The 24,308-nt window shown below is 69.6% G+C and carries 17 protein-coding genes; 15 read left to right on the forward strand and 2 right to left on the reverse strand.

Going from position 1 to position 24,308, the window contains the following annotated elements; all coding sequences use genetic code 11:
• Position 1: 1 nt before the first annotated feature.
• Positions 2–1,051, reverse strand: coding sequence for a D-alanyl-D-alanine carboxypeptidase family protein (locus CLV71_RS38225; RefSeq protein WP_481734949.1), 1,050 nt, complete (start codon positions 1,049–1,051; stop codon positions 2–4).
• Positions 1,052–1,434: 383 nt separating this feature from the next.
• Positions 1,435–1,632 carry a YegP family protein gene (locus tag CLV71_RS38230; protein WP_133907794.1) on the reverse strand — a complete coding sequence of 66 codons (198 nt, stop codon included), beginning with the start codon at positions 1,630–1,632 and terminating at the stop codon, positions 1,435–1,437.
• Between the two features lie 204 nt (positions 1,633–1,836).
• Here CLV71_RS38230 and CLV71_RS38235 point away from each other — a divergent pair, with 204 nt between their 5' ends.
• From CLV71_RS38235 to CLV71_RS38305, 15 genes are all read left to right on the forward strand, one after another.
• Entirely contained in the window at positions 1,837–2,952 is a 1,116-nt protein-coding gene (locus tag CLV71_RS38235; RefSeq protein ID WP_133907876.1) for an ROK family protein, read from the forward strand.
• 289 nt (positions 2,953–3,241) lie between these two features.
• Positions 3,242–4,468 (forward strand): ROK family transcriptional regulator, encoded by a 1,227-nt coding sequence (locus CLV71_RS38240; protein ID WP_133907795.1) that lies wholly within the window; start codon positions 3,242–3,244, stop codon positions 4,466–4,468.
• Positions 4,469–4,583: 115 nt separating this feature from the next.
• A complete protein-coding gene (locus tag CLV71_RS38245) occupies positions 4,584–6,107 on the forward strand; it encodes a sugar ABC transporter ATP-binding protein (RefSeq protein ID WP_243867171.1) in 1,524 nt (507 codons plus the stop codon).
• Between the two features lie 50 nt (positions 6,108–6,157).
• Positions 6,158–7,126, forward strand: coding sequence for an ABC transporter permease (locus CLV71_RS38250; RefSeq protein WP_243867178.1), 969 nt, complete (start codon positions 6,158–6,160; stop codon positions 7,124–7,126).
• A gap of 63 nt (positions 7,127–7,189) precedes the next feature.
• Positions 7,190–8,239, forward strand: a complete 1,050-nt coding sequence (locus CLV71_RS38255; protein WP_133907796.1) for a substrate-binding domain-containing protein — start codon at positions 7,190–7,192, stop codon at positions 8,237–8,239.
• Between the two features lie 60 nt (positions 8,240–8,299).
• Positions 8,300–9,457, forward strand: coding sequence for a Gfo/Idh/MocA family protein (locus tag CLV71_RS38260; RefSeq protein ID WP_133907797.1), 1,158 nt, complete (start codon positions 8,300–8,302; stop codon positions 9,455–9,457).
• Between the two features lie 246 nt (positions 9,458–9,703).
• The gene (gene xylA / locus CLV71_RS38265; protein ID WP_133907798.1) at positions 9,704–10,864 is read left to right on the forward strand and encodes a xylose isomerase; all 1,161 of its coding nucleotides are present in this window, start codon (positions 9,704–9,706) and stop codon (positions 10,862–10,864) included.
• Positions 10,865–11,077: 213 nt separating this feature from the next.
• Positions 11,078–15,613 carry a ThuA domain-containing protein gene (locus CLV71_RS38270; RefSeq protein WP_133907879.1) on the forward strand — a complete coding sequence of 1,512 codons (4,536 nt, stop codon included), beginning with the start codon at positions 11,078–11,080 and terminating at the stop codon, positions 15,611–15,613.
• A 163-nt stretch (positions 15,614–15,776) separates the two neighbouring features.
• Entirely contained in the window at positions 15,777–16,928 is a 1,152-nt protein-coding gene (locus CLV71_RS38275; RefSeq protein WP_133907799.1) for an inositol-3-phosphate synthase, read from the forward strand.
• 37 nt (positions 16,929–16,965) lie between these two features.
• Positions 16,966–17,814, forward strand: a complete 849-nt coding sequence (locus CLV71_RS38280) for an SCO3242 family prenyltransferase (protein WP_133907800.1) — start codon at positions 16,966–16,968, stop codon at positions 17,812–17,814.
• On the forward strand, positions 17,811–19,253 hold the full coding sequence (locus tag CLV71_RS38285) for an EboA domain-containing protein (protein WP_133907801.1): 1,443 nt from the start codon (positions 17,811–17,813) through the stop codon (positions 19,251–19,253). Before CLV71_RS38280 ends, CLV71_RS38285 begins: the two co-directional genes overlap by 4 nt.
• Positions 19,250–20,116, forward strand: coding sequence for a TatD family hydrolase (locus CLV71_RS38290; RefSeq protein ID WP_133907802.1), 867 nt, complete (start codon positions 19,250–19,252; stop codon positions 20,114–20,116). Before CLV71_RS38285 ends, CLV71_RS38290 begins: the two co-directional genes overlap by 4 nt.
• Positions 20,113–21,246, forward strand: coding sequence for a metabolite traffic protein EboE (gene eboE, locus CLV71_RS38295; RefSeq protein WP_133907803.1), 1,134 nt, complete (start codon positions 20,113–20,115; stop codon positions 21,244–21,246). The genes CLV71_RS38290 and eboE overlap by 4 nt, the downstream gene beginning before the upstream one ends.
• Positions 21,243–22,631 (forward strand): alkaline phosphatase family protein, encoded by a 1,389-nt coding sequence (locus CLV71_RS38300; protein WP_133907804.1) that lies wholly within the window; start codon positions 21,243–21,245, stop codon positions 22,629–22,631. The genes eboE and CLV71_RS38300 overlap by 4 nt, the downstream gene beginning before the upstream one ends.
• On the forward strand, positions 22,628–23,632 hold the full coding sequence (locus CLV71_RS38305) for a sugar phosphate isomerase/epimerase family protein (RefSeq protein WP_133907805.1): 1,005 nt from the start codon (positions 22,628–22,630) through the stop codon (positions 23,630–23,632). Before CLV71_RS38300 ends, CLV71_RS38305 begins: the two co-directional genes overlap by 4 nt.
• The last annotated feature ends 676 nt before the right edge of the window (positions 23,633–24,308 follow it).

Here is a 24,308-nt window from a genome sequence, read left to right on the forward strand (position 1 = left end):
GTCAGGAGGAGGCCGTGCGGTTCGCCCTCGCCGCGCGGGCCCTGCGGCGGCGCAGCCACATGCCCGCCGAGCCCAGGATCGCCACGGCGGCCAGGACCACCAGCGGGAGGCCCACGTTGCCGAAGGCCGAGCGGTCCGAGTCGGCCTGCGGCGCGGTGGCCCTCTCGGTCGTCGGCTCGGTCACCGCCTCGTTCTGCTGCTGGCCGGTGTCCTGCTTGGGTTGCGCCTCGGGAGACTTGGCCACCAGCTCACCGACCGGCTTCGCCTTCGCGCCCACCAGGGCGAAGCCGTAGTCCAACAGCTGTGCGCCCTGGTCCGCCAGAGGCGCCGAGCTGCGTTCGCCACGCAGCAGGACCACGGCCAGCCTGCGGCCGTCGCGCTCCGCCCCGCCGACGTAGGTGTGGCGGGCGTCGTCCGTGAAGCCGGTCTTGCCGCCGAGGAAGCCGTCGTACGTGCCGAGCAGCTGGTTGTCGTTGTTGACCTGGAAGCCCGCCTTGCCCGCGTAGCCGGGGAAGTCGATCTTCTTCGTCTTGGCCGCCGCCGCGAACTCCTCGTGCTTCATCGCGGCACGGAAGATCAGGCTCTGGTCGTAGGCGGAGGTCGTCATGCCGGGTCCGTCGAGGCCGGAGGGGGTCGCGGCGCGGGTGTCGAGTGCGCCGAGCTCCTTGGCCAGGGCGTTCATCTTGTCGACGGCCACGCCGGGGCCGCCGAGCGTGCGTGACAGCGCGAACGCCGCGTCGTTGCCGGAGCGCATCACCAGCGCGTGCAGCAGCTGGTCGACCGTGTACTGGCCACCGGGGCCGATGCCGACCTTGGTGCCCTCCTGGTTCGCGTCCTCCTGCGTACCCGTCACGACCGTCTCCGGCCGCAGCTCGCGGATGACGACGATGGACAGCAGCACCTTGATCAGTGACGCGGGGCGCTCGCGGGCGTGGGGGTCCTTGGCGACCAGCACTTCGCCGGAGTCCAGGTCGGAGACCACCCATGTGGCGGCCGTCACAGCCGGAGGCGGAGCGCTGCCCTCGGGCTGAATGACGCCGCACTCACCCATCCGTGTTCCCCCGACCGGGTCCTCCGGTACTGGCAGTGGCTCCGGGCTCGGGCTGCCCGGCGCCGGCTCCTCGGAGGTGTCGATCGGCGGCGGAGGCAGCTCGCGGTGCTCGCACGACCCCTTCGGCGCGTCGTTCGCCCCTGACGTGGGTTGCCCCTGTCGTGCGTTGCGGGCGGCAACGGCGCCTGGGGCGGCGACGATTGCGGTGATGACCAGGGCGCACAGCGACAATACGAAGGCCGGCACGAACCTGGTGGCTGCAAGGCGCACGGAGTGAAGCCTAGGGCTTCTCGGGCACACGGTGACGCCGACCCTCGTGAAAACACGACAAGGGGGCTTTGCTAGCGGGTTCACTTGCAAAGCCCCCTTTCGGGTGAAACCGATCAGGCGTTGGCCTTCTCGTCCGTCTTGTCGTCGATCTCCGCCTCGGCTGCGGCCCGCTTGACCGCGTCGACGCCGTTGATCACGCCGGACTTGGTCTTGTAGCTCTCGCCGGTTGCGACGACCTCGCCGTTGCCTGCCTTCAGGCGGAACCGGAACTCGCCCTTCGCGTCGTTGTAGATCTCGAACTTCGCGGCCATGCGTTTCCACTCCAATGGGTTGTCAATGCGATGACGCCGCGACCCGGTGGGGACCGAGGGACGCGACGGCGCCGCAGTCTACGTCCCGTGTACCCGGACGAGGGTTAGATTGAACATGTGAACGCGGCGAGCACCGGACAGCAGGTGAAGGTCTCCTCGCGGCAGCAGTCGCGCCTGCTCGCGCTGCTCCGCGATGAAGGCCCGATGTCGCGGGTGGCGCTCGGGGAGCGGCTCGACCTACCGAGGGCCAAGCTGACGGGTGAGCTGTCCCGTCTCGTCGACACCGGCCTCGTCGAGATCGGCGGCCCGGCCGCGAGCCGCGGCGGACGTCGCTCCACCCTCGTGCACCTGGCCGACGACCTGCGGTTCATCGCCGCGGACGTCGGTGCCACCTCGATCAACGTCGCCGTCACGGACGGCCGGTGCGAGGTACTCGCCATCGAGAGCGTGGACTGTGAGGTCCGCCTGGGGCCGACGCCGGTGCTCGGCAGGGTCGTCGACCTCGCCGCCCGTGTCCTGGAGAAGGTGCCGGGGCGGTTGATGGGCGCGGGCATCGGGCTGCCGGGACCGGTCAGCTTCCGCGACGGCATGCCCGTGGCGCCGCCGATCATGCCGGGCTGGGACCGCTACCCCGTGCGCGACGAGCTGGCCGGCAAGTGGGACTGCCCGGTCACGGTCGACAACGATGTCAACGTCATGGCCCTCGGCGAGCGGCACGCCGGTGTGGCCAGGTCTCTCGACGACCTCATCTTCGTGAAGGTCGGTACGGGCATCGGCTGCGGCATCGTCCTCGGCGGCAAGGTCTACCGGGGCGTGGCGGGTACGGCCGGGGACATCGGGCACATCCGCCTCGACGACTACGGCCCGGCGTGCGCGTGCGGGGAGGTCGGCTGCCTCGAGGCGTACTTCGGCGGCTCGGCCCTGGCCCGCGACGCGCTGACCCTCGCACGGTCCGGCCGCTCGTCGATGCTCGCCGAGAAGCTGACCGACCGGGGCAAGCTGTCCGCCCAGGACGTCGGCGAGGCCGCCACGGCAGGCGACTTCGCCGCGGCCAACCTCGTCCGCGAGGGTGGCAGGCGGCTCGGCCACGTCGTCGCGTCGCTGGTCAGCTTCCTGAACCCGGGCATGGTTGTCATCGGCGGCGGCGTGTCGCGGCTCGGGCACCCGTTACTGGCCGAGGTCCGCAGCTCGGTCTACCGCCGCTCGCTCCCACTGGCGACCGGCAACCTCCCGATCGTGCTGTCCGAGCTGGGAGAGATAGCAGGCGTAACCGGCGCCGCCTGGTCGGCCACCGACCGCGCCTTCGCCCCCATGCACTGAAGGACGCCTTCCTAACGCTCACCGCACTGAAGGCGTCCTTCGTGACGCCCGGCGTACTGCGGGCGGCTCGGCGAACACTCCGTGTCATGGGTCACGTATGCCCTGTACACGAATCGCTTGTTCAGTGAACTTCCAGCTGGTTCGACAGTACTTTTGACGATTGAGTCCGAAAGATCGGCCGAAACTTTGCGCCGATCGGACTATTGCGGACCAATGTCCCCCTGAGGCACCTTACTTTGTGAGTTGCAGCACCGGTCTTCGATCGGGCACTCAACGAAGTGGAGCACCGGTGGGCCAGAGCCGCCCGGCAGACCAGGCCGGTCTGCGTCGAGGGAACCTCGCGCTGCTCGTGCGCACCCTCCGGGAGCACGGTGCACTGTCGCGCGCTCAGCTCGCCGTCCGCTCCGGGCTCTCCAAGGCCACCGTCTCGAGCCTCGTCACCGACCTCGAGGCACGCGGGCTCGTGCACGACGCCGGTGTCAGCGCGGGCGGGCAGGGCAGGCCGGGTCAGCTCGTCGACCTGCGGCCGGACAGCGTGTGCGGTGTCGGGCTCGACGTGCACGTCGGACACGTCGGCGCGCTCGTCACCGACCTGAGCGGCGAGGTGCTCGTCCACCGCAAGGTCGTGGTCGACGTCCCCGGGATCGGCCCGGAACGCGCGCTCGACCAGCTCGCGCTGGTCGCCAACGAGGCGATGGCCGGTCTCAAGAACGCCATCGGCGTCACCGTCTCGGTACCCGGTCTCGTCGACACGAACGCGGGCACGGTCCCGTTCTCGCCGAGGCTGCGCTGGCGTGACGTCGCGGTCGCCGACGGCCTGGCCGCGCGCACCGACCTGCCGCTCGACCAGATCGTCGTCGAGAACGACGCGAACCTCGGCGCGATGGCCGAGCTGTCGACCATGGACGTCTCCGACCTCGTCTACCTGACCGGCGACTTCGGCATCGGCGGCGGGGTCGTCGCAGGTGGGCGGCTCGTGCGGGGTGTCGGCGGGTTCGCCGGCGAGATCGGGCACATGGCGATCGACCCGCTCGGCCCGTACTGCTCGTGCGGCCGCCGCGGCTGCTGGGAGACCCAGGTCGGGCTCGGCGCGCTGCTGCACGCGTGTGCCGACCCGGACGACCCGATCCGCGACCCGGCACTCGATCTCGACCAGCGCATGCGCATGATCCGCGCCCGTGCGGGAGCGCAGGACCGGCGCACGCTCGACGCGTTGCACCAGATCGGCGTCGCGCTCGGGCTCGGGGTCTCGTACCTGGTGAACCTGCTCAACCCCTCGGTGGTGGTGCTCGGCGGTTACTTCGCCGCGCTGCCCGAGTGGCTGGTCGAGCCGATCCGCAACCAGGTCGTGGCCCACGTCCTCGCACCGGGCGCGGGTGGCGCGAAGGTCGTCGGCTCGCGGCTCGGCTTCACCGCGGCGACCACCGGCGGCGCGCTGGCGTCGCTTCGCCGGGTCCTGGAGGACCCCACAGTCGTACCTGTTGTCCAGGCCACCGAGGAGGAGGCGCCTGCATGAGCGCAGCTTGCGGAGCGAGTCATCGATGTTCAGGTCGGCACCTCGGCTGCGGAGGGCGCCGGGGTAGCGGAGCCTGCGGAGCGTCCCGGTGTCACGGAGCGGGCGAGGGGTCGGCATGAGTGAAGTCAACGACGAAGCCCTCTTGACGATGGCCGGCATCGTCAAGATCTTTCCCGGCGTACGCGCGTTGGACGGGGTGGACCTGGAGGTCCGCGCCGGGGAGGTGCACTGCCTGCTCGGCCAGAACGGCGCGGGCAAGTCGACGCTGATCAAGGTCCTGTCCGGCGCGCACCAACCGGACGAGGGTGAGATCCGGTGGCGCGGCCAGCCCGCCACGCTCGGCTCGCCGGACGCGGCGCTGCAGCTCGGCATCGCGACCATGTACCAGGAGCTGGACCTCGTCGACGGCCTGTCGGTGGCGGAGAACATCTTCCTCGGTCACGAGCCGTCGAGGTTCGGCTTCTCGAACCGGGGCTCGGCACGCCGCCAGGCCCGTGAGCTGATGCGCCGCCTCGGCCACCCGGAGATCCCGCCGGGCCGCGAGGTGGGCATGCTGTCGGCCGCCGGTCAGCAGCTCGTGTCGATGGCCCGCGCGCTCGCACACGACGCGCGGCTGATCGTCATGGACGAGCCGACCGCCGCACTCGCCGCCGACGAGGTGAACAACCTGTTCCGCGTCGTCGAGGACCTTACCAACGACGGCGTCGCGGTCGTCTACATCTCCCACCGCCTCGAGGAGATCCGCCGCATCGGCGACCGGGTCACCGTCCTCAAGGACGGCCGCACGGTCGGCACGAACCTGGCGGCCGACACCCCGACCGCCGACCTCGTGAACCTCATGTCCGGCCGCATGGTGGAGACGGTGTTCCCGCTCCGCGAGGCGACCACCGTCGACGAGGGGAACGAGGTGCTGCGCGTCGAGGGGCTGTCCCGCAAGGGCGAGTTCGAGGACGTCGGCTTCACCGTGCGGGCAGGCGAGATCGTCGGCATCGCGGGGCTGGTCGGTGCGGGCCGCAGTGAGGTGCTCGAGACCGTCTACGGGGCGCGGAAGTCCGACGCGGGCTCGGTGTGGGTGAACGGGAAGCGCCTACGGGCAGGCAGTGTGGCCGCCGCGGTGCGAGCCGGGGTCGGTCTCGCGCCGGAGGAGCGCAAGAGCCAGGCCCTGCTGCTCGACCAGTCGGTGGCGAACAACGTGACGCTCGCGAGCCTGCCGGAGTACAGCCGGGCCGGGTTCACCGACCGGAGCCGGGAGCTGAAGGACTCGCGTGCCACGCTCGAGCGCCTCGACATGCGACCGGCCGACCCGCGCAGGCTCGTGCGCACGTTCTCCGGCGGCAACCAGCAGAAGGCGGTCGTCGCGCGCTGGCTCGTGCGTGACTGCAAGGTGCTGCTGCTCGACGAGCCGACCCGGGGCGTCGACGTCGGCGCGCGGGCAGAGCTGTACCGGCTGATCCACGAACTCGCCGCGGCCGGGGTGGCCGTGGTGCTGGTCTCCAGCGAGGTGCCCGAGGTGCTCGGGCTGTCCGACCGCGTGCTCGTCATGCGGGAGGGACGGGTGCTCACCGAGGCACCGGCAAAGGATCTCACCGAGGCGTCCATTTTGGACATGGTGATGGAAGGTAGCGAGGTAGTGGTGTGAGTGACGTGAGCGAGAAGTCGGCATCCACTGTGGACGATCGGCCACCCGCGGTGCAGACGGCCCCGCCCAAGAAGTCCGGTGGGTTCCCGCTGGACATCCGGCTGACGATCCTCATCGGCGTGCTCGTCGCGCTGTGCATCGTGGGTTACGCCCTCAACTCGGACTTCCTCGGCGAGACCAACATCTCCATCATGTTGCGCCTGGCGTCGGCGATCGGCGTGGTCTCCGTCGGCATGACGTTCGTGATCATCTCGGGTGGCATCGACCTGTCGGTCGGGTCGATGGTCGCGTTGTCGAGCGTGTGGATGACGACCCTGGCCACGCAGGAGTACGGCCCGTGGATCATGGTGCTGTGCGCGCTGCTGGTGGGCCTCGGCGCGGGACTCATCAACGGCGTGCTCGTCTCCTACGGCAAGATCGTGCCGTTCATCGCGACGCTCGCCATGTACGCGTCGGCACGCGGTCTGGCCGAGCGGCTTTCCGAGCGGCAGACCCAGGTCGTCAGGGAGCAGGGCTTCAACGACTTCTTCCGAGGTGACTTCCTCGGCATCCCGGTGCTGATCTGGATGCTCGCCGTCGTGTTCGCGGTCGGCTGGGTCCTGTTGAACCGCACCACCTTCGGCCGCCGCACGTTCGCGATCGGCGGCAACTCAGAGGCCGCGCGCCTCGCGGGCATCAACGTCAAGGGCCACACGGCGTTGGTGTACGCACTCGCCGGCCTGTGCTGCGGCATCGCCGCGATCATGGTCGTCGCCCGCACCACATCGGGTGCCTCGACCAACGGCATGTTCTACGAACTGGACGCCATCGCGGCGGTCGTGATCGGCGGCACGCTGCTGACCGGCGGTCGCGGCACGCTGATCGGCACTCTCATCGGCGTGCTGATCTTCACCGTCGTGAACAGCATCTTCACCCAGAACAACCTCGAGACCGACATCCAGAACATCGCCAAGGGCGTGATCATCGTCGGCGCCGTGCTGCTGCAGACGCTGACCTCCCGCCGCGGCTCGAAAACGTAGTTCTCCTTCCCCGCCACGAAGAAAATCCCCCGTCCGACCTCAGTACAAGGGAGTACACCCACAATGGACCCATCCCTGGCACGCCGTCGATTCCTGCTCGGTGCGGGCGCCCTCGGCGTCACGGTCGCCGCCGCAGCGTGCACCTCCAACGAGTCCGGCGCCGACGAGCCGAAGCAGGTCGCGCAGGGCGGCACGGACAATGCCAAGAAGGGCAAGCAGGTCACGATCGGCTTCGCCGCCCCCGCGGCCGACCACGGCTGGATCGCGGCCATCACCAAGAACGCCAAGGCGCAGGCCGAGGCGTTCGAGGACGTCACGTTCAAGGCCACCGAGGGCACGAACGACGTCAACCAGCAGATCGCCCAGGTCGAGTCGCTGGTCGCCGACAAGGTCGACGTCCTCGTGATCCTGCCGCACGACGGCAAGGCGCTCACCGCGGCAGGTCAGGAGGCGATGGACGCGGGCGTCCCGGTGATCAACCTGGACCGCGTCTTCGACACCCCGACCGCGTACCGCACGTGGATCGGTGGCGACAACTACCGCATGGGCTACAACGCCGGTCTCTACATCGCCGAGCAGATGAAGACCAAGGGCGTCTCGAGCCCGGTCATCGGTGAGATCGCGGGCATCGACTCGCTGCCGCTGACGCAGGAACGCAGCAAGGGCTACAAGGACGCGCTCACCAAGAACGGGTTCTCGGTCGGCCCGCGTGTCGCCGCGGAGTTCACGGCGGAGTCCGGTGAGAAGCAGACGGCGAACCTGCTGCAGGGCGCCAGCAAGATCGACGCGCTGTGGAACCACGACGACGACCAGGGCATTGGCGTCATGGCGGCGATCGACTCCGCGGGCCGCAGCGAGTTCATCATGGTCGGCGGCGCCGGCTCGAAGAACATGATGGACATCATCAAGGCCGACAACAAGGTCATCAAGGCGACCGTGCTCTACAGCCCGTCGATGGCGTCGTCCGCCGTCTCGCTCGCCCGTCTGCTCGGTCAGTCGAAGGGCCCCGCGGACATGGCCGAGCACGAGATCCCGGCGTTCATCACGACGTACTCGGCCGTCGTCACCAAGGAGAACGTCGACGACTACTCGGACGTCGGCTTCGACTCCTGATCACCGACAAGTAGCGGGTGCGTCAGCGCGTACTTCCTTGATTGACCAACGGAGGGTGAGATGACAGAGGGCAGCGGGGGACGGATCGGGGTCGGCATGGTCGGCCACGCGTTCATGGGTGCGGTGCACTCACACGCGTGGCGGTCCGCGCACCGGTTCTTCGACCTGCCGGTGACACCGGAACTCGCCGTGCTCGGTGGGCGTGACCTCGCGCGCACCAAGGCGGCCGCGGCGAAGTTCGGGTGGACCAGCGTGCAGACCGACTGGCGTGAGCTGGTCAACTCGCCCGGCGTGCAGATCGTGGACGTCTGCACGCCGGGCGACTCACACGCCGAGATCGCCATCGCGGCGCTGGAGGCGGGCAAGCACGTGCTGTGTGAGAAGCCGCTGGCGAACACCGTCGACGAGGCGGAGGCGATGACCGCCGCGGCGGAGGCGGCCAAGGAGCGCGGCGTGCGCTCGATGGTGGCCTTCAACTACCGCCGCGTGCCTGCGATCGCCTACGCACGCAAGCTGATCGAGGCGGGCCGCCTCGGTGAGATCCGCCACGTCCGTGCGCTGTACCTGCAGGACTGGCTCACCGACGCCGACGCGCCGATGACGTGGCGGCTGCGCAAGGACAAGGCAGGTTCCGGTTCGCTCGGCGACCTCGGCGCGCACATCGTCGACGCGACGCAGTACCTCGTCGGCGACCTGCTGACGGGTGTCTCGGCGCTCACGAAGACCTTCGTCGGCAAGCGGCCGGTCGAGGGTGGCTCGGGTGACCTCGATGACGTGACGGTCGACGACGCGGCCGTCTTCTTCGGACGGTTCGCCAATGGTGCGATCGCGACATACGAGGCCACAAGGTTCGCGCTGGGCCGCAAGAACGGCATGTCCGTGGAGATCAACGGGTCCCTGGGCAGCCTTCGGTTCGGCTTCGAGGACATGAACGAGCTGTGGTTCTTCGACGGCGCACAGCCGGCCGACGAGGCGGGCTTCCGGCGAATTCTCGTGACGGAGCCAACACACCCCTACGTCGGCGCGTGGTGGCCGCCGGGACACCTCCTCGGCTACGAACACACATTCACCCACGAAGTGGTCGATTTCCTGCGGGCGATACACGACGGGGTGAACCCAGCACCGTCCTTTGCGGACGGGCTCCAGGTGCAGCGGGTGCTCGGCGCAGTAGAAAGGAGTGCCGAGAACGGTTCACAGTGGACGGAGATTTCCGCATGAACGCGAGTGGAGCCCCGGAGCGGGCGTCGTCTGGACTGAGGAGCGCGCGCAGGCGCGAGGAACGAGTGTCGAGCACGCGACGAGGGAAGACGACGTCTGAGCGCAGGGGCGGAGCGAGCCAATGAACGCGAGTGGAGCCCCGGAGCGGGCGTCGTCTGGACTGAGGAGGGCGCGCAGGCGCGAGGAACGAGTGTCGAGCACGCGACGAGGGAAGACGACGTCTGAGCGCAGGGGCGGAGTGAGCCAATGAGCACCGATTACACCCCACGCCCGGAGCACCGGTTCAGCTTCGGGTTGTGGACCGTCGGCTGGCAGGGTGTGGACCCGTTCGGGGTCGCCACCCGCGAGCCGATGGACCCGGCCTACGCCGTGGAGAAGCTCGCCGAGCTGGGCGCCTACGGCGTCACGTTCCACGACGACGACCTGTTCGGGCTCGGCTCGCCCGAAACCGACCGAGAGGCGAAGATCTCGAGCTTCCGCAAGGCGCTCGACGCCACCGGGCTGATCGTGCCGATGGCCACGACCAACCTGTTCAGCCACCCGGTGTTCAAGGAGGGCGCGCTCACCGCGAACGACCGGGACGTCCGGCGCTACGCACTCCGCAAGGTCCTGCGCAACCTGGACCTCGCGGCCGAGCTGGGCGCCAAGACCTACGTGCTCTGGGGTGGCCGCGAGGGCTCCGAGTCCGACGTGGCGAAGGACGTCCGCGCCTCGCTCGACCGCTACAAGGAGGCGCTCGACATCCTGTGCGCCTACGTGCGCGAGCAGGGCTACGACATCCGCTTCGCCCTGGAGCCCAAGCCCAACGAGCCCCGGGGCAACGTCTTCCTGCCGACGATCGGACACGCGATCGCGTTCATCGGCGAGCTGGAGGAGCCGGACCGGGTTGGCCTCAACCCCGAGGTCGGGCACGAGCAGATGGCCGGTATGTCCGTCGTGCACGGGTATGCCCAGGCGCTGTGGCACAAGAAGCTGTTCCACATCGACCTGAACGGCCAGAACGGCCCGCGCTACGACCAGGACCTGCGGTTCGGCAACGGGGACGTGAAGACCGCGTTCCTGCTGGTCGACCTGCTGGAGCACGAGGGCTACGACGGGCCGAGGCACTTCGACTTCAAGCCGGGGCGGATCGAGGACGAGTCCGGTGTCTGGGAGTCGGCCAGGGCCTGCATGCGCAACTACCTGATCTTCGCGGAGCGCGCAGCGGCGTTCCGGGCGGACCCGGAGGTCGCGGCGGCGTTCGCGGACGCCCGTGTCGGTGAGCTGTCCACCCCGACCCTCGCGGACGGCGAGAGCCTGGCCGACCTGCGCTCGGAGGAGTTCGACCTGGAACAAGCGGCACTTCGCGGTGCGAAGGTGGAGAAACTGGACCAGCTGGCACTAGAGCACCTTTTCGGTACTCGCTGAGACCAGAAAGAAGAATGCGGCGTCGCCCGACCGGCACGTCAGGCGACGCCGCGAACACGGAAAGGAGCCAGTCCTTCTCGCGGTCCCCATTTCGGTGAGACAAGGAGAAAAGTACCAGTGCATCGTCACGGCACGAGTAAGTACACGGTTAAACCACCAGGGGTGAGGCGGGGATTACGCGGAGCGGCCCTTTTCGGGGTCGCGGCCCTCGCGATGTACACCGGCGTCGGGGCAGCGTCGGCCGAACCAGTCTCCGTGCGACACGACACCACTGTCCTGGTGTTCTCCAAGACCGCGGGCTTCCGGCACGACTCCATCCCGGACGGAATCGCCGCCATCCAGGCGCTCGGTGAGCAGAACGACTTCCACGTCGAGGCCACCGAGGACGCCGCCGCCTTCACCACGGACAACCTCTCCCGCTTCGCCGCGGTCGTCTTCCTCTCCACGACCGGCGACGTGCTGAACGCCGAGCAGCAGGCCGCGTTCGAGGGCTACGTCGACGCCGGCGGCGGGTACGCGGGTGTCCACGCGGCCGCCGACACCGAGTACGACTGGCCCTTCTACGGCGAGCTCGTCGGGGCGTGGTTCAAGTCGCACCCCGCGATCCAGCAGGCCACCGTCGACGTGGTCGACCACTCCCACCCGTCCACGGCGTCACTGCCGGACCACTGGACGCGCACGGACGAGTGGTACAACTACCGGACCAACCCCCGCGAGAACGTCAGGGTGCTCGCCGAGCTGAACGAGACCAGCTACAGCCCCGGCGGCGACGCGATGGGCGACCACCCGATCACCTGGTGCCACACCCAGGAGCAGGGCCGGTCCTGGTACACGGGCCTCGGCCACACCAAGGAGTCCTACACCGAGCCGAACTTCCTCGCGCAGCTGACGGGTGGCATCGAGTACGCCGCCGGGCTCGCGCAGGGTGACTGCTCGCCCACCTCGACTGACCCGGCCGAGCCGCCGACCGACGCCGACTTCGACCAGATCACCCTGGCCAAGGGTGAGGAGGTCACCGGTGAGCCGATGGCGCTGGCCGTGCTGCCGGACCGCCGGGTCATCCACACCTCACGCGACGGCCGGATCTGGCTGACCTCCCCGGAGGCCACGACCACGCTCGCGGGCACGATCCCCGTCTACAACCACGACGAGGACGGCCTGCAGGGCGTCGCGATCGACCCGAACTTCGCCGAGAACCACTGGGTGTACACCTACTACGCCCCGCCGCTGGACACCCCGCCCGGCGACGCGCCCTCCGGTGGCACCGCCGCTGACTTCGCGCCGTTCCACGGCTACAACCAGCTGTCGCGGTTCAAGTTCGTCGACGGCGAGAACGGCACCGGCACGATCGACCTCGCCAGCGAGCAGCGGATCATGCAGGTCAACACCGACCGTGGCCGCTGCTGCCACGTCGGCGGTGAGATCGACTTCGACGGCGCAGGCAACCTGCTGATGTCCACCGGCGACGACACCGACCCGTTCGAGTCCGACGGCTTCACGCCGATCGACGAGCGGGCCGACCGCAACCCCGCGTTCGACGCGCAGCGCACGTCCGGCAACACGAACGACCTGCGCGGCAAGGTCCTGCGGATCACCGTCGGCGAGGACGGCAGCTACACGGTCCCGGACGGCAACCTGTTCCCGCCGGGCACCGAGAAGACCCGCCCCGAGATCTACGCGATGGGCTTCCGCAATCCGTTCCGGATGTCCGTCGACAGGACGAACGGGTGGATCTACCTCGGCAACTACGGCCCGGACGCCGGTGCTGCCGACCCGGCCCGCGGTCCTGGCGGCACGGTCGAGTTCGACCTGCTGAAGGGACCGGGCAACTACGGGTGGCCGTACTGCGTCGGTGACAACCAGCCGTTCGTCGACTACGACTTCGCCACCAGCACGTCGGGTCAGCCGTTCGACTGCGCCGCGCCGAAGAACAACAGCCCGAACAACACTGGCCTGGTCGACCTGCCGCCCGCCATCGCGGCGTGGATCCCGTACGACGGCGGCTCGGTGCCCGAGTTCGGCACCGGCGGCGAGTCGCCGATGGGCGGCCCGGTGTACCACTTCGACCCGAACCTCGAGTCGATGACGAAGTTCCCCGAGTACTACGACGGCAAGAACTTCGCCTACGAGTGGGACCGCGGCTGGATCCACACGATCGACGTGGGTCCGAACGGTGAGCACGGCGCGATCGAGCCGTTCTTCGACTCGATGACGCTGACCCGCCCGATGAACCTCGAGTTCGGGCCGGACGGCTCGCTGTACGTGCTCGACTACGGCAGCGGCTACTTCGGCGGCGCGGCGGACTCCGCCGTGTACCGGATCGACTACACCAAGGGCAACCGGACACCGCAGGTGTCGGTGGCGGCGGACAAGACGTCCGGTCCGGCGCCGCTGACGGTGACCTTCACCCCGACGGCCACCGACGAGGACGGCGGGGATCTCTCCTACGCGTGGGACTTCGACGGTGACGGCACCACGGACTCCACCGAGGAGGGCCCGGTCTCGCACACCTACGACACTCCCGGCCAGTACTCGGCGAAGCTGTCGGTGACCGACCCGACCGGGCTGACCGGCGCGGCGAGTGTCGTCGTGACGGCGGGCAACACCGCGCCGACGGTGACCCTGCAGACCCCGGTCGACGGCGGGTTCTTCGGCTTCGGTGACACGGTGCCGTTCACGGTGCAGGTGACCGACCCCGAGGACGGCACGATCGACTGCTCGAAGGTGACCGTGGAGTACATCCTCGGCCACGACAACCACGGCCATCCGCTCTCGCGGGCGACCGGGTGCGAGGGCACGATCACCACGCCGGCCGACGAGGGCCACGGCGCGGACGCCAACGTGTTCGGCGTCATCCACGCGAGCTACACCGACAACGGCTCCGGTGACGCGCCGCCGCTGCTCGGCCAGGACGAGGTCACGCTCCAGCCCAAGCTGAAGCAGGCCGAGTTCTTCACCGAGCACAACGGCATCCAGATCGTCAACGCGGACGGCGCGAGCGGCGGCAAGCGGGTCGGCTACATCGACCCGGGTGACTGGATCAAGTTCGACCCGGTGAACCTGACCGGCGTCGACGCGATCGGCTACCGGGTCAGCGCCGGCGGTCCCGGCGGCACGATCACCGTGCACAAGAACGCGGTGGACGGACCGGTGGTGCAGACGGCGACCGTGCCGCCGACCGGCAGCCCGGACAACTACGTCGACCTCGCACCCGCGCCGATCACCGACCCGGGTGGCACCGGGCCGCTCTACCTGGTGTTCAACGGCAACGGCGGCGGTCTGTTCGACGTGGACGACATCCAGGTCGAGGGTCCCGGCGTCGTCGGCGGCGGCAGCGGGCCGACCGAGTGCCAGCCGTTCACCCCGGAGGACGGCTACACCGCGCTGTTCGACGGCACGGCGGCGAGCCTCGAGAACTGGACGCACTCCGGGCCAGGCAGTTTCGAGCTGCAGGACGACTGCAGCATCCGGACCTTCGGCGGTCTCGGTCTGCTGTCGTACGACGACGAGTTCAACGCCTACAGCCTCAAGCTCGACTGGAAGCTGGCAGGCGACGACAACTCGGGTGTCTTCGTCGGCTACCCCGACGCGAGCACCGACCCGTGGATCGCGGTGAACCAGGGCTACGAGGTGCAGATCGACGCCACGGACGCGGAGGACCGGACCACCGGTTCGATCTACACGTTCAAGGCGGCGGACATCCCGGCCCGGGACGCCGCGCTCCGGCCGCCGGGGCAGTGGAACTCCTACGAGATCGTGGTGGTCGGGCAGACCATCAAGGTCTACCTCAACGGTGCGCTGATCAACGACTTCACCAGCACCGACCCGGCCCGTGATCTCACGCAGGGGTTCGTCGGCCTCCAGAACCACGGTGACGGCGACGACGTGTGGTTCCGCAACGTCCAGCTCAAGGAGATCGTGGACGAGGCGGCGCCGGTCAGCACGGCGACGTTCGCCCCGCCCGCGGCGGGTGGCTGGCACCCGGGCACCGTCCCGGTGTCGCTGACCGCCACCGACGAGGGCCAGGGCGTCGACTTCATCGAGTACAAGGTGGACGGTGGACAGTGGACCCGCTATACCGGCACGGTGAACGTGACCGGCGACGGCGAGCACACGCTGCTGTACCACGCGCTCGACGAGGTCGGGAACTCCGAGGCCGTGAAGGCGGCGACCATCAAGATCGACGGCACGAAGCCGACGCTCATGGTGGCCGGTGTCGCGGACGGGTACATCTACGGTGACGCCTCCGACGTGGTCTTCTCGTGGCACGCGGAGGACGCCACGTCCGGGGTGGCCTCGGTGACCGGTGCCCTCGACGGTTCCGCCGTCGAGTCCGGCCGGCTGGTGGCGCTGTACCAGCTGCCGCTCGGCACGCACGGGTTCGCGGTCTCGGCGACCGACACGGCGGGGAACGTGACGAGCCAGTCGCTCACGTTCGCCACCACCACGTCGACGCGGGACCTCGGGCAGCTGCTGACGCGGTTCCGTGCGACCAACAGGTTGTCGCTGTCGGCGTACAAGCAGCTGAACAGTCTGCTGACCAAGATCCGCAAGGCCGAGGCGAACGGGAACGACGAGAAGGCGACGCGGTTCCTCGGCACGTTCGTCACCCTCGTGACTGACGAGACCCTCGTCGGTGACGCGGACATTCGGACGGTGCTGGAGCGCGACGCGCGCGCGGTCACCGACTCGATCAACGGGACAAGCACTGTTCGAAGCAGGCCGGCGGACCGTGCTTTCCCGAGGTGAGTGATGTTGCCAACGGAGGTCGGCCGCAACTTTGAACAGTGCTTGGGGTGGCGGTATTGCCCCACGCGGTGAACGCCCGTTAACTGGGTGTCGAGACACCTGGTGGGTCGGCAACGCAATGCAGCGGCTGCCGGCCCACCGGGATCACCCTGTAGGAGGATTGATGTCGGGAACGGGTTTGTGGCTGATCGGGGCAAGGGGCTCCGTGGCCACGACGGCTGTGGTCGGCTTACTGGCGTTACGTGCCAAGCTCGTCGAGCCGGTCGGGTGCGTGACGGAGAGACCCGAGTTCGCGGGCGTGCCGCTGCCCGCGTGGGACGAGATCGTCGTCGGCGGCCACGACATCGTCCACACGCCACTGGAGAAACGCGCCGAGCAGCTGGCCGAGGCAGGCCTTGTCCCGCACCGGGTCCTGTCCGCCGTGGCGAGCGGCCTGCGGGCCGTCGACGCCCACATCCGCGACGGCTACCACCCGGCCACCCACACCGGCCCGCAGTCCGATGCCGTGGCACGCCTCGTCGGCGACCTCGAGGCGTTCCGCGCGGCCCATGGTCTGGACCGCGTCGTGGTCGTCAACGTGTCGTCGACCGAACCCCCGGTGCCGTCCGTGCCAGAGCACGCCTCTCTCGCCCTGCTGGAAGAGGCGTTGTCCGACCCGTCCCGGGCGGTGCTGCCACCCAGCTCACTGATGGCCTACGCGGCGCTGCTGGCGGGCTGCGCGTTCGTGGACTTCACGCCGTCGCCGAGCGTCCGCCTGCCCGCACTGCACGAGCTGGCCGTGTCCAAGGGACTCCCGTACGCGGGCTCGGACGGCAAGACGGGCGAGACGCTGCTGCGGACGGTACTGGCACCCATGTTCACGTCCCGGGCGTTGCGGGTCCGCTCGTGGGCGGGCACCAACCTCCTCGGGGGTGGTGACGGCGCCAACCTCGGCGACCCCGAGCAGGCACGCGGCAAGCTGGAGTCCAAGGCACGCGGTCTCGCGGCGCTGCTGGGCGAGGGCGTCACCGCGCCCCTGCACATCGACAACGTGCCCGACCTCGGCGAGCAGAAGACGGCGTGGGACCACGTGTCCTTCGAGGGCTTCCTCGGCGCGCGCATGAACCTGCAGTTCACGTGGACGGGCCTGGACTCCTCCCTCGCCGCGCCACTGATCCTCGACCTGACGCGGCTCGTGGCCGCGGCCCACGCCGACGGGCAGGCCGGTCCGCTGGCCGCGCTCGCCTTCTTCTTCAAGGACCCCGTCGCCACCGACGAGCACCGGTTCGCCCAGCAGACGGAGATGCTCACGAAGTGGGCCCAGGACCTGTCATGAGCGGAGCCACTCGTCGACACTCGGGCCGGAGGCCGGCATGAAGGCCTACCTCCAGCTCGTGAGGGCACCCGCCGCGCTCACCGTCCTCGGCGACACGGTCGCCGGGGCCGCCGCGGCAGGCAGGCCCCTGCGCGGTAGGCGACTCCTCCTCCCTCTCTCCTCGGTCTCCTTCTACTGGGCCGGCATGGCCCTCAACGACTGGGCCGACCGCGAGCTCGACGCCGTCGAGCGCCCCGAGCGGCCCATCCCCTCCGGGCGCGTCAGCCCCGGGCAAGCGCTCGCGGTCGCCGGCGGGCTCACCGCCGCGGGTCTGGGCCTGGCCCGTGCCGCCGGCGGCCGCGGCACCCTCGGGGTGGCCCTTCCCCTCGCGCTCGCGGTCTGGGCCTACGACACCGTCCTCAAGAACACCGCGGCGGGCCCGGCGGCGATGGCCGCGTGCCGCGCGTTCGACGTCCTCATGGGCGCCGACGGCAACACCAGACAGGCCTTGCCCAGCGCCATCGCCGTGGGCGGCCACACCCTCGGCGTCACCGCCCTGTCCAGGGGCGAGGTGCACGGCGCGACCACGGCCACCGCCAACGCCGTGCTCGCGGGCACCGGCATCACCGCGCTCGCCGCCGCCACCGGCGCGCGCACCTGGCGTGACAGGCTCGGCGCGCTCGCGTTCAGCGGGCTCTACGCCAACACGGTCGGCCGCCCGCAGTACGACGCGACACAGGACCCGTCGGCCAAGCGGGTCCGGAAGGCCACGATGGCGGGCATCCACGGCATGGTCCCGCTCCAGGCCGCGCTCGCCGCCCGTCGCGGGTCGCTCCTCGGCGCGCTCGTGGTCGCCTCGGCACTCCCGGTCGCGAAGAAGCTCGCCAGGAAGGTGAGCCCCACATGACCTTCCACCTCGGCTACGGCACCAACGGCTTCGCCAACCACCGACTCGACGAGGCCTTGCGGGTCATCGCCGACCTCGGCTACACCGCCGTCGCCCTCACCCTCGACCACAACCACCTCGACCCCTACGCGGAGGGCACCGACAAGCAGGTCGACCACATCGCCGACCTGCTCGACCGGCTCGGCATGCGCAGCGTCGTCGAGACCGGCGCCCGCTACCTGCTCGACCCCACCCGCAAGCACTACCCGACCCTCGTGTGCGACGAACCGGAACGGCGCATCGACTTCCTCAACCGGGCTATCCGCATCGCGGCGGACCTCGGCGCCGACTGCGTGTCGTTCTGGTCGGGGATCAAGCCGTCCACAGTGGACGACCAGACCGCCTGGCGGCGGATGCTCGACGGCATCGGGGAGGTGCTCGACGAGGCGGACGCCCGCGGTGTCCCAGTCGGACTCGAGCCGGAGCCCGGGATGTTCGTCGAGCACCTGTCCGACGCGTTGCGCCTCCGCGAGGAGCTCGGCGCACCCGCACACTTCGGTATCACGCTCGACGTCGGCCACTGCGTCGCCGTCGAGCCGGTCGACGCGCCGACCTGCATCAGGCGGGCCGCCGACCTCCTCGTGAACGTCCAGCTCGACGACATGCGCACCGGGGTGCACGAGCATCTTGAGTTCGGCGAGGGCGAGCTCAATCTGCCTGCCACCCTTGCGGCGTTGAGCGAGGTCGGTTACACCGGCGTCGCGGCGGTTGAGCTGCCGCGGCACAGCCACGCGGCGCCGGTCGTGGCCTCGCGCGCGCTCACCGCGCTCCGTGCCGCGCTGGCGCCCGATCCGGAATGGGTGAGTAACGTGGACCATCCCTGGTTAGTCGAAGCAGAGCAGAAGGTACGCCGCGAGCCGGCGTCGGTCGCGTCCCTGTTCCCCGCGGTCGGGCGCAAGGTCGGCCGTGCGCCGCTGCGGCCGGAGTCCGATCCCCAGGGCCTCGTCCACGGCAGCGTCGACGACCTGGCCCGCACGCGGCTGCTCGCCGTGCTGGCCGAGGTCCTCGACCCGGCGCCGCTGGCCGAGGAGATCACCCGGCTCTACCGGTACGGCGACGACGCCGAGCGCCGCGGCGTGCTTCGCGGGCTCGCGGCACTGCCCGCGACCACCGTCGACGCCGGGCTCGACCTCGTCAAGGACGCGTTGCGCACCAACGACATCCGGCTCGTCGCCGCCGCGATGGGTGGCTTCGCGGCCCGTCACCTCGACGACCACAGCTGGCGCCACGGCGTGCTCAAGTGCCTGTTCGTCGGCGTGCCGCTCGCCGCCGTGTCCGATGTGGACAGGCGGGCGGACGTCGAGCTGCTGCGCATGGTCGCCGACTACGCCGAAGAACGCAAGGCCGCCGGGCGCGAGGTGCCCGCCGACGCCGTGACACTGCTGGAGGCCCGGGCATGAGGATCTTCGACCCCCACATCCACATGACCTCGCGGACCACCGACGACTACGAGGCCATGTTCTCCGTCGGGGTCCGCGCACTGGTCGAGCCCGCGTTCTGGCTCGGGCAGCCACGCACGAGCGTCGCGTCCTACACGGACTACTTCGACTCGCTGATCGGCTGGGAACGGTTCCGCGCCGCGCAGTTCGGCATCCGCCACCACTGCACGATCGGGCTGAACCCCAAGGAGGCCAACGATCCCCGCTGCCGCGAGGTGCTCGACGTGCTCCCGCGCTACCTCGCGAAGGACGGCGTGGTCGCGGTCGGCGAGCTAGGCTACGACTCGATGACCCCCGAGGAGGACGAGGTCTTCGCGGCGCAGCTCCGGATGGCCGTCGAGCACGAGCTACCCGCGCTCGTGCACACCCCGCACCGCGACAAGCTCGTCGGCACCCGCCGCACGCTCGACGTGGTGAAGGAGTCCGGCATCGAGCCGGGTCGCGTGGTCGTGGACCACCTCAACGAGCCGACGGTCGGCGTCGTCGCGGAGTCCGGCTGCTGGATGGGTTTCTCGATCTACCCGGACACGAAGATGGACGAGGACCGGATGGTCGCGATCCTCAGGCAGTACGGCACCGACCGGATGATCGTGAACTCCGCCGCCGACTGGGGTCGCTCGGACCCGTTGAAGACCTACAAGACCGGGCTCGCGATGCTGGAGGCGGGGTTCACCGAGTCCGATGTGGACAAGGTGCTGTGGCAGAACCCGGTCGAGTTCTACGGGCAGAGCGACCGGCTGGTGCTCGACGAGCTACCCGGGTTCGCGCCGTCGGCGGAGACGTTCGCGGGCAACTCGGTGTTGCGTGGTGGCGGGAACACATGAGCCCACTTTCCTACTGCACCAACGTGCACCCGGCCGAGGACCTGCCGGGCGTGCTGGCGCAGCTCGACCGCTACGCCGAGCCGGTGCGCAGGCTCGTCGGCGTGGACGTGCTCGGCCTCGGTCTGTGGCTGCCCGCCGTCCTCGCGCACGAGCTGGCCGAGTCGCCCGAGCTGCGTGCGAAGCTGCGTGCCGAGCTGGACGCTCGCGGCCTGGAGGTGCGGACCCTCAACGCCTTCCCGTACGGCGGTTTCCACGACGAGGTCGTCAAGCACTCGGTATACCGTCCTGAGTGGACGGACAGGGCGCGGCTCCGGTACACCGTCGACTGTGCCCTGGTACTCGGGGACCTGCTGCCCGACGCAGCGACCTACGGCTCGATATCGACCCTGCCGCTCGCGTGGCGCACGCCGTGGAGCGACGCGGACGACGAGGCCGCGACCGCCGCGTTCGCGGAGCTGACCGGGGCACTGGACGGGATGGCCGCCGCGAGTGGTCGTCCCATCCGGCTCGCGGTCGAACCGGAGCCGGGCTGTGTGCTGGACACCGTCGCGGACGCGGTCGCGTGGCTCGCGCCACGCGTCGACCCGCGTTATGTCGGCCTGTGCCTGGACACCTGCCACCTCGCGGTGTCCTTCGCCGATCCGGCGGCCACGGTCGCGTCGATCCACGCGGCGGGACTGGCGGTCGTGAAGGTGCAGGCGTCGGCCGCGCTGCAGGTCGAGAACCCCGGTAGCGAGGAGGCAAGGGCGGCGCTGGCCGACTTCACCGAGCCCCGCTACCTGCACCAGGTCCGCGAGCGCACGGCGACCGGCACGGTGCTCGCGGCCGACGACCTGCCGGAGGCCATGACAGACCTGCCGGGCAGGGAGCCGTGGCGCGTGCACTTCCACGTGCCGCTGCACGCACGCCCGGCAGCGCCGCTGTCGGCGACGACCGACGTCCTGCGCACGGCGATCGCGGCACTGGAGTCCACAGTGGATGACATGCCGCACGTCGAGGTGGAGACTTACACGTGGAGCGTGTTGCCGGAGACGGCCGGTAACGGCGGCGACACGGCACTGATCAGAGGTATCGCCGCGGAGCTGCGCTGGGCCGGGGCGAACCTGCTCGAGCTGGGAGGAGTTCGATGACACCGCTGGTGGTTGTCGACGTGGTCGGCCTGACCCCGAAGCTGTTGGCGCACATGCCGAACCTGTCGGCGCTCGCGAAGACGGGCTGGCAGGCCGAGCTGGGGACGGTGCTGCCCGCGGTGACGTGCAGCGTGCAGTCGACGTTCCTGACCGGCGCGATGCCCCGTGACCACGGGATCGTCGGCAACGGGTGGTACTTCCGCGAGCTGGGGGAGATCTTCCTGTGGCGCCAGCACAACAAGCTGGTGGCCGGCGAGAAGGTCTGGGAGACCGCCCGTGCCGCGAACCCGGGCTTCCAGGCCGCGAACGTGTGCTGGTGGTACGCGATGGGCGCCACCACGGACATCACGGTGACCCCGCGGCCGATCTACCACGCGGACGGCCGCAAGTCGCCGGACGCGTACGTGCGCCCACCCGCACTGCACGACGACCTGGTCGGCGCGCTGGGCGAGTTCCCGCTGTTCCAGTACTGGGGTCCCACGGCGTCGCTGGCGTCGAGCGAGTGGATCATCGGTGCGTCGCGGCGGATCCTGCGTGAGCACCGTCCGGACCTGCTCCTGGCGTACGTCCCGCACCTGGACTACGACCTGCAGCGCTTCGGCCCGGACGCACCGCAGTCGCTGCGAGCGGCCCGCGACGTGGACGCGGCACTGAAGCCGCTGCTGGACGACGCCAGGAACGCGGGTGCGACGGTGGTCGCGCTGTCGGAGTACGGCATCACGCCGGTGCGGCGTCCGGTGGACGTCAACCGCCTGTTCCGCCGCGAGGGCCTGCTCGAGGTGTACACGCAGGACGGCATGGAGTACCTGGACCCGTGGGTGTCGAGGGCGTTCGCGGTCGCCGACCACCAGGTGGCGCACGTGTACGTGGCGGACCCGGCGGACCTGCCGAGGGTCACCGCGATGCTGGGTGAGCTGTCGGGGGTCGACGAGGTGCTGGACCGCGAGGCCCAGGCCCGTTACGGCATCGACCACGCCCGCGCGGGCGAGCTGGTCGTGACGGCGGAGCCGGACGCGTGGTTCACCTACTACTACTGGACCGACGACGACCGCGCCCCCGACTTCGCGAGGGGTGTGGAGATCCACCGCAAGCCCGGCTACGACCCGGCGGAGCTGTTCTTCAACCCGGCCGACAAGCTGGCGAAGGCGAAGGCGGGCCTGAACCTGGTGCGCAAGAAGGCCGGCCTGCGGTATGCCATGCAGGTGGTGCCACTCGACCCGTCCTACGTCATGGGATCGCACGGCCGTCTGCCGATCAGTGCCGACGACGGCCCGGTTCTACTGTGCTCGGTCCCCGACGCCGAGCCGGGCGGTCGGGTGGCCGCCACGGATGTTCGCAATCTTCTTCTGCAGTTGCAGGGAGTTTCGGAAGGAGCTCGACGATGAGTCGACCAGTCACGTTGTTCACCGGCCAGTGGGCCGACCTCCCGTTCGAGGAGGTGTGCAAGCTCGCCGCGCAGTGGGGCTACGACGGGCTGGAGATCGCCTGCTCAGGTGACCACTTCGAGGTCGACCGGGCACTGGCGGAGGACGACTACGTCCAGAACAAGCTGGACCAGTTGGCGGGCCACGGCTTGAAGGTGTGGACGATCTCGAACCACCTGGTAGGCCAGGCGGTGTGCGACGACCCGATCGACGAACGCCACAAGAACATCATCCCGTCCCGAATCTGGGGCGACGGGGACGCGGAGGGCGTGCGCCAGCGGGCCGCGGCCGAGATGGCCGACACCGCGAGGGCGGCGGCGAAGCTGGGCGTGAACACGGTCGTCGGCTTCACGGGCTCGAAGACCTGGAAGTACGTGGCGATGTTCCCGCCGGTCTCCCAGGAGGTGATCGACGACGGCTATGCCGACTTCGCCCGCCGCTGGAACCCGATCCTGGACGTGTTCGACGAGGTGGGGGTGCGCTTCGCCCACGAGGTCCACCCGTCCGAGATCGCGTACGACTACTGGACCACGAAGAAGACCCTGGCCGCGGTGGACAACCGCGAGGCGTTCGGCCTGAACTGGGACCCGTCCCACTTCATCTGGCAGGACCTCGACCCGGTGGGCTTCATCCTGGACTTCGCGGACCGCATCTACCACGTGGACTGCAAGGACACGAAGAAGCGCTTCGACGGCCGCAACGGCCGCCTCGGCTCACACCTGGCCTGGGCAGACCCGAGGCGCGGCTGGGACTTCGTGTCCACGGGCCACGGCGACGTGCCGTGGGAGGAGTCGTTCCGGGCACTGAACTCGATCGGCTACAACGGCCCGATCTCGGTGGAGTGGGAGGACGCGGGCATGGACCGCCTGCGCGGGGCGGAGGAAGCGATCAGCTTCATCCGCGCTCACCTCTTCGACAAGCCGGAAGGCGCCTTCGACGCGGCCTTCTCCACGAAGGACTGACCTGGAGGCTTGACGGCTCGACGTGGGCGGGTCCACCTGCAGGCCCGCCCACGTTGGGTCGCTCCGCCCTCCAGAGCGACTCCGGCTGGTCTGCCCGCTGTCAGGACGCGAGCCGGCCCCCGAGTACGCAACCTGAGCTGATCGCCTCGAAGACATCAAAGTGTGGTCTCCGGCCTGCGGGTGGTTGGTTTCGGAGTGCCTGATCTGGAGCTGGTCGCTTTGGAGGTGCCGAGTGGTTGCGGCTTCCGGGGTGGTTGGTTTCCGGGGACCTGACCTGGGGTTGGTTGCGTTGGAGGCGTCAGGTGGTTCTGGTCTTCGGGGTCGTTGGTCCCCCGATCGCCCGATCTGAAGCTGGTTGCTTTGGAGGCAACAAGTGTGGTTTCCCGGTCTCCGAGGTGATTGGCCCCACGTACCCAACCCGAACCTGCCAGCCCCGAAGGCGCCAAGCGAGCCCAGTCCCTCGAACTGTTTCGTCCCAAGCACTTCCGACCTACTGATTGATCGTTCCCGAGCGGTCAGGTGTGGCTTCCGGTCCGCGTTGGCTCAGCCCCCGAGTCGACCACGGCCGGAGGCCGGGCCTGGCCTCCGGCCCCCGATTCGATTGTCCCACGGGGCACCGACACTCCCTGCCGTCCTTGCTTCCGGTGCCTTCGCGGACTTGTTCTTCTCCACCAGC

This window comes from Actinophytocola oryzae (assembly GCF_004364325.1).
Classification (GTDB): Bacteria; Actinomycetota; Actinomycetes; order Mycobacteriales; family Pseudonocardiaceae; genus Actinophytocola; species Actinophytocola oryzae.

Coding starts and splice junctions, on each gene's coding strand:
- CLV71_RS38260 (WP_133907797.1), top strand. CDS start 8,300: ATGACAGAGGGCAGCGGGGGACGGATCGGGGTCGGCATGGTCGGCCAC.
- CLV71_RS38225 (WP_481734949.1), bottom strand. CDS start 1,051: ATGGGTGAGTGCGGCGTCATTCAGCCCGAGGGCAGCGCTCCGCCTCCG.
- xylA (WP_133907798.1), top strand. CDS start 9,704: ATGAGCACCGATTACACCCCACGCCCGGAGCACCGGTTCAGCTTCGGG.
- CLV71_RS38245 (WP_243867171.1), top strand. CDS start 4,584: ATGAGTGAAGTCAACGACGAAGCCCTCTTGACGATGGCCGGCATCGTC.
- CLV71_RS38290 (WP_133907802.1), top strand. CDS start 19,250: ATGAGGATCTTCGACCCCCACATCCACATGACCTCGCGGACCACCGAC.
- CLV71_RS38255 (WP_133907796.1), top strand. CDS start 7,190: ATGGACCCATCCCTGGCACGCCGTCGATTCCTGCTCGGTGCGGGCGCC.
- CLV71_RS38230 (WP_133907794.1), bottom strand. CDS start 1,632: ATGGCCGCGAAGTTCGAGATCTACAACGACGCGAAGGGCGAGTTCCGG.
- CLV71_RS38285 (WP_133907801.1), top strand. CDS start 17,811: ATGACCTTCCACCTCGGCTACGGCACCAACGGCTTCGCCAACCACCGA.
- CLV71_RS38305 (WP_133907805.1), top strand. CDS start 22,628: ATGAGTCGACCAGTCACGTTGTTCACCGGCCAGTGGGCCGACCTCCCG.
- eboE (WP_133907803.1), top strand. CDS start 20,113: ATGAGCCCACTTTCCTACTGCACCAACGTGCACCCGGCCGAGGACCTG.
- CLV71_RS38280 (WP_133907800.1), top strand. CDS start 16,966: ATGAAGGCCTACCTCCAGCTCGTGAGGGCACCCGCCGCGCTCACCGTC.
- CLV71_RS38275 (WP_133907799.1), top strand. CDS start 15,777: ATGTCGGGAACGGGTTTGTGGCTGATCGGGGCAAGGGGCTCCGTGGCC.
- CLV71_RS38270 (WP_133907879.1), top strand. CDS start 11,078: ATGTACACCGGCGTCGGGGCAGCGTCGGCCGAACCAGTCTCCGTGCGA.
- CLV71_RS38300 (WP_133907804.1), top strand. CDS start 21,243: ATGACACCGCTGGTGGTTGTCGACGTGGTCGGCCTGACCCCGAAGCTG.
- CLV71_RS38235 (WP_133907876.1), top strand. CDS start 1,837: ATGTCGCGGGTGGCGCTCGGGGAGCGGCTCGACCTACCGAGGGCCAAG.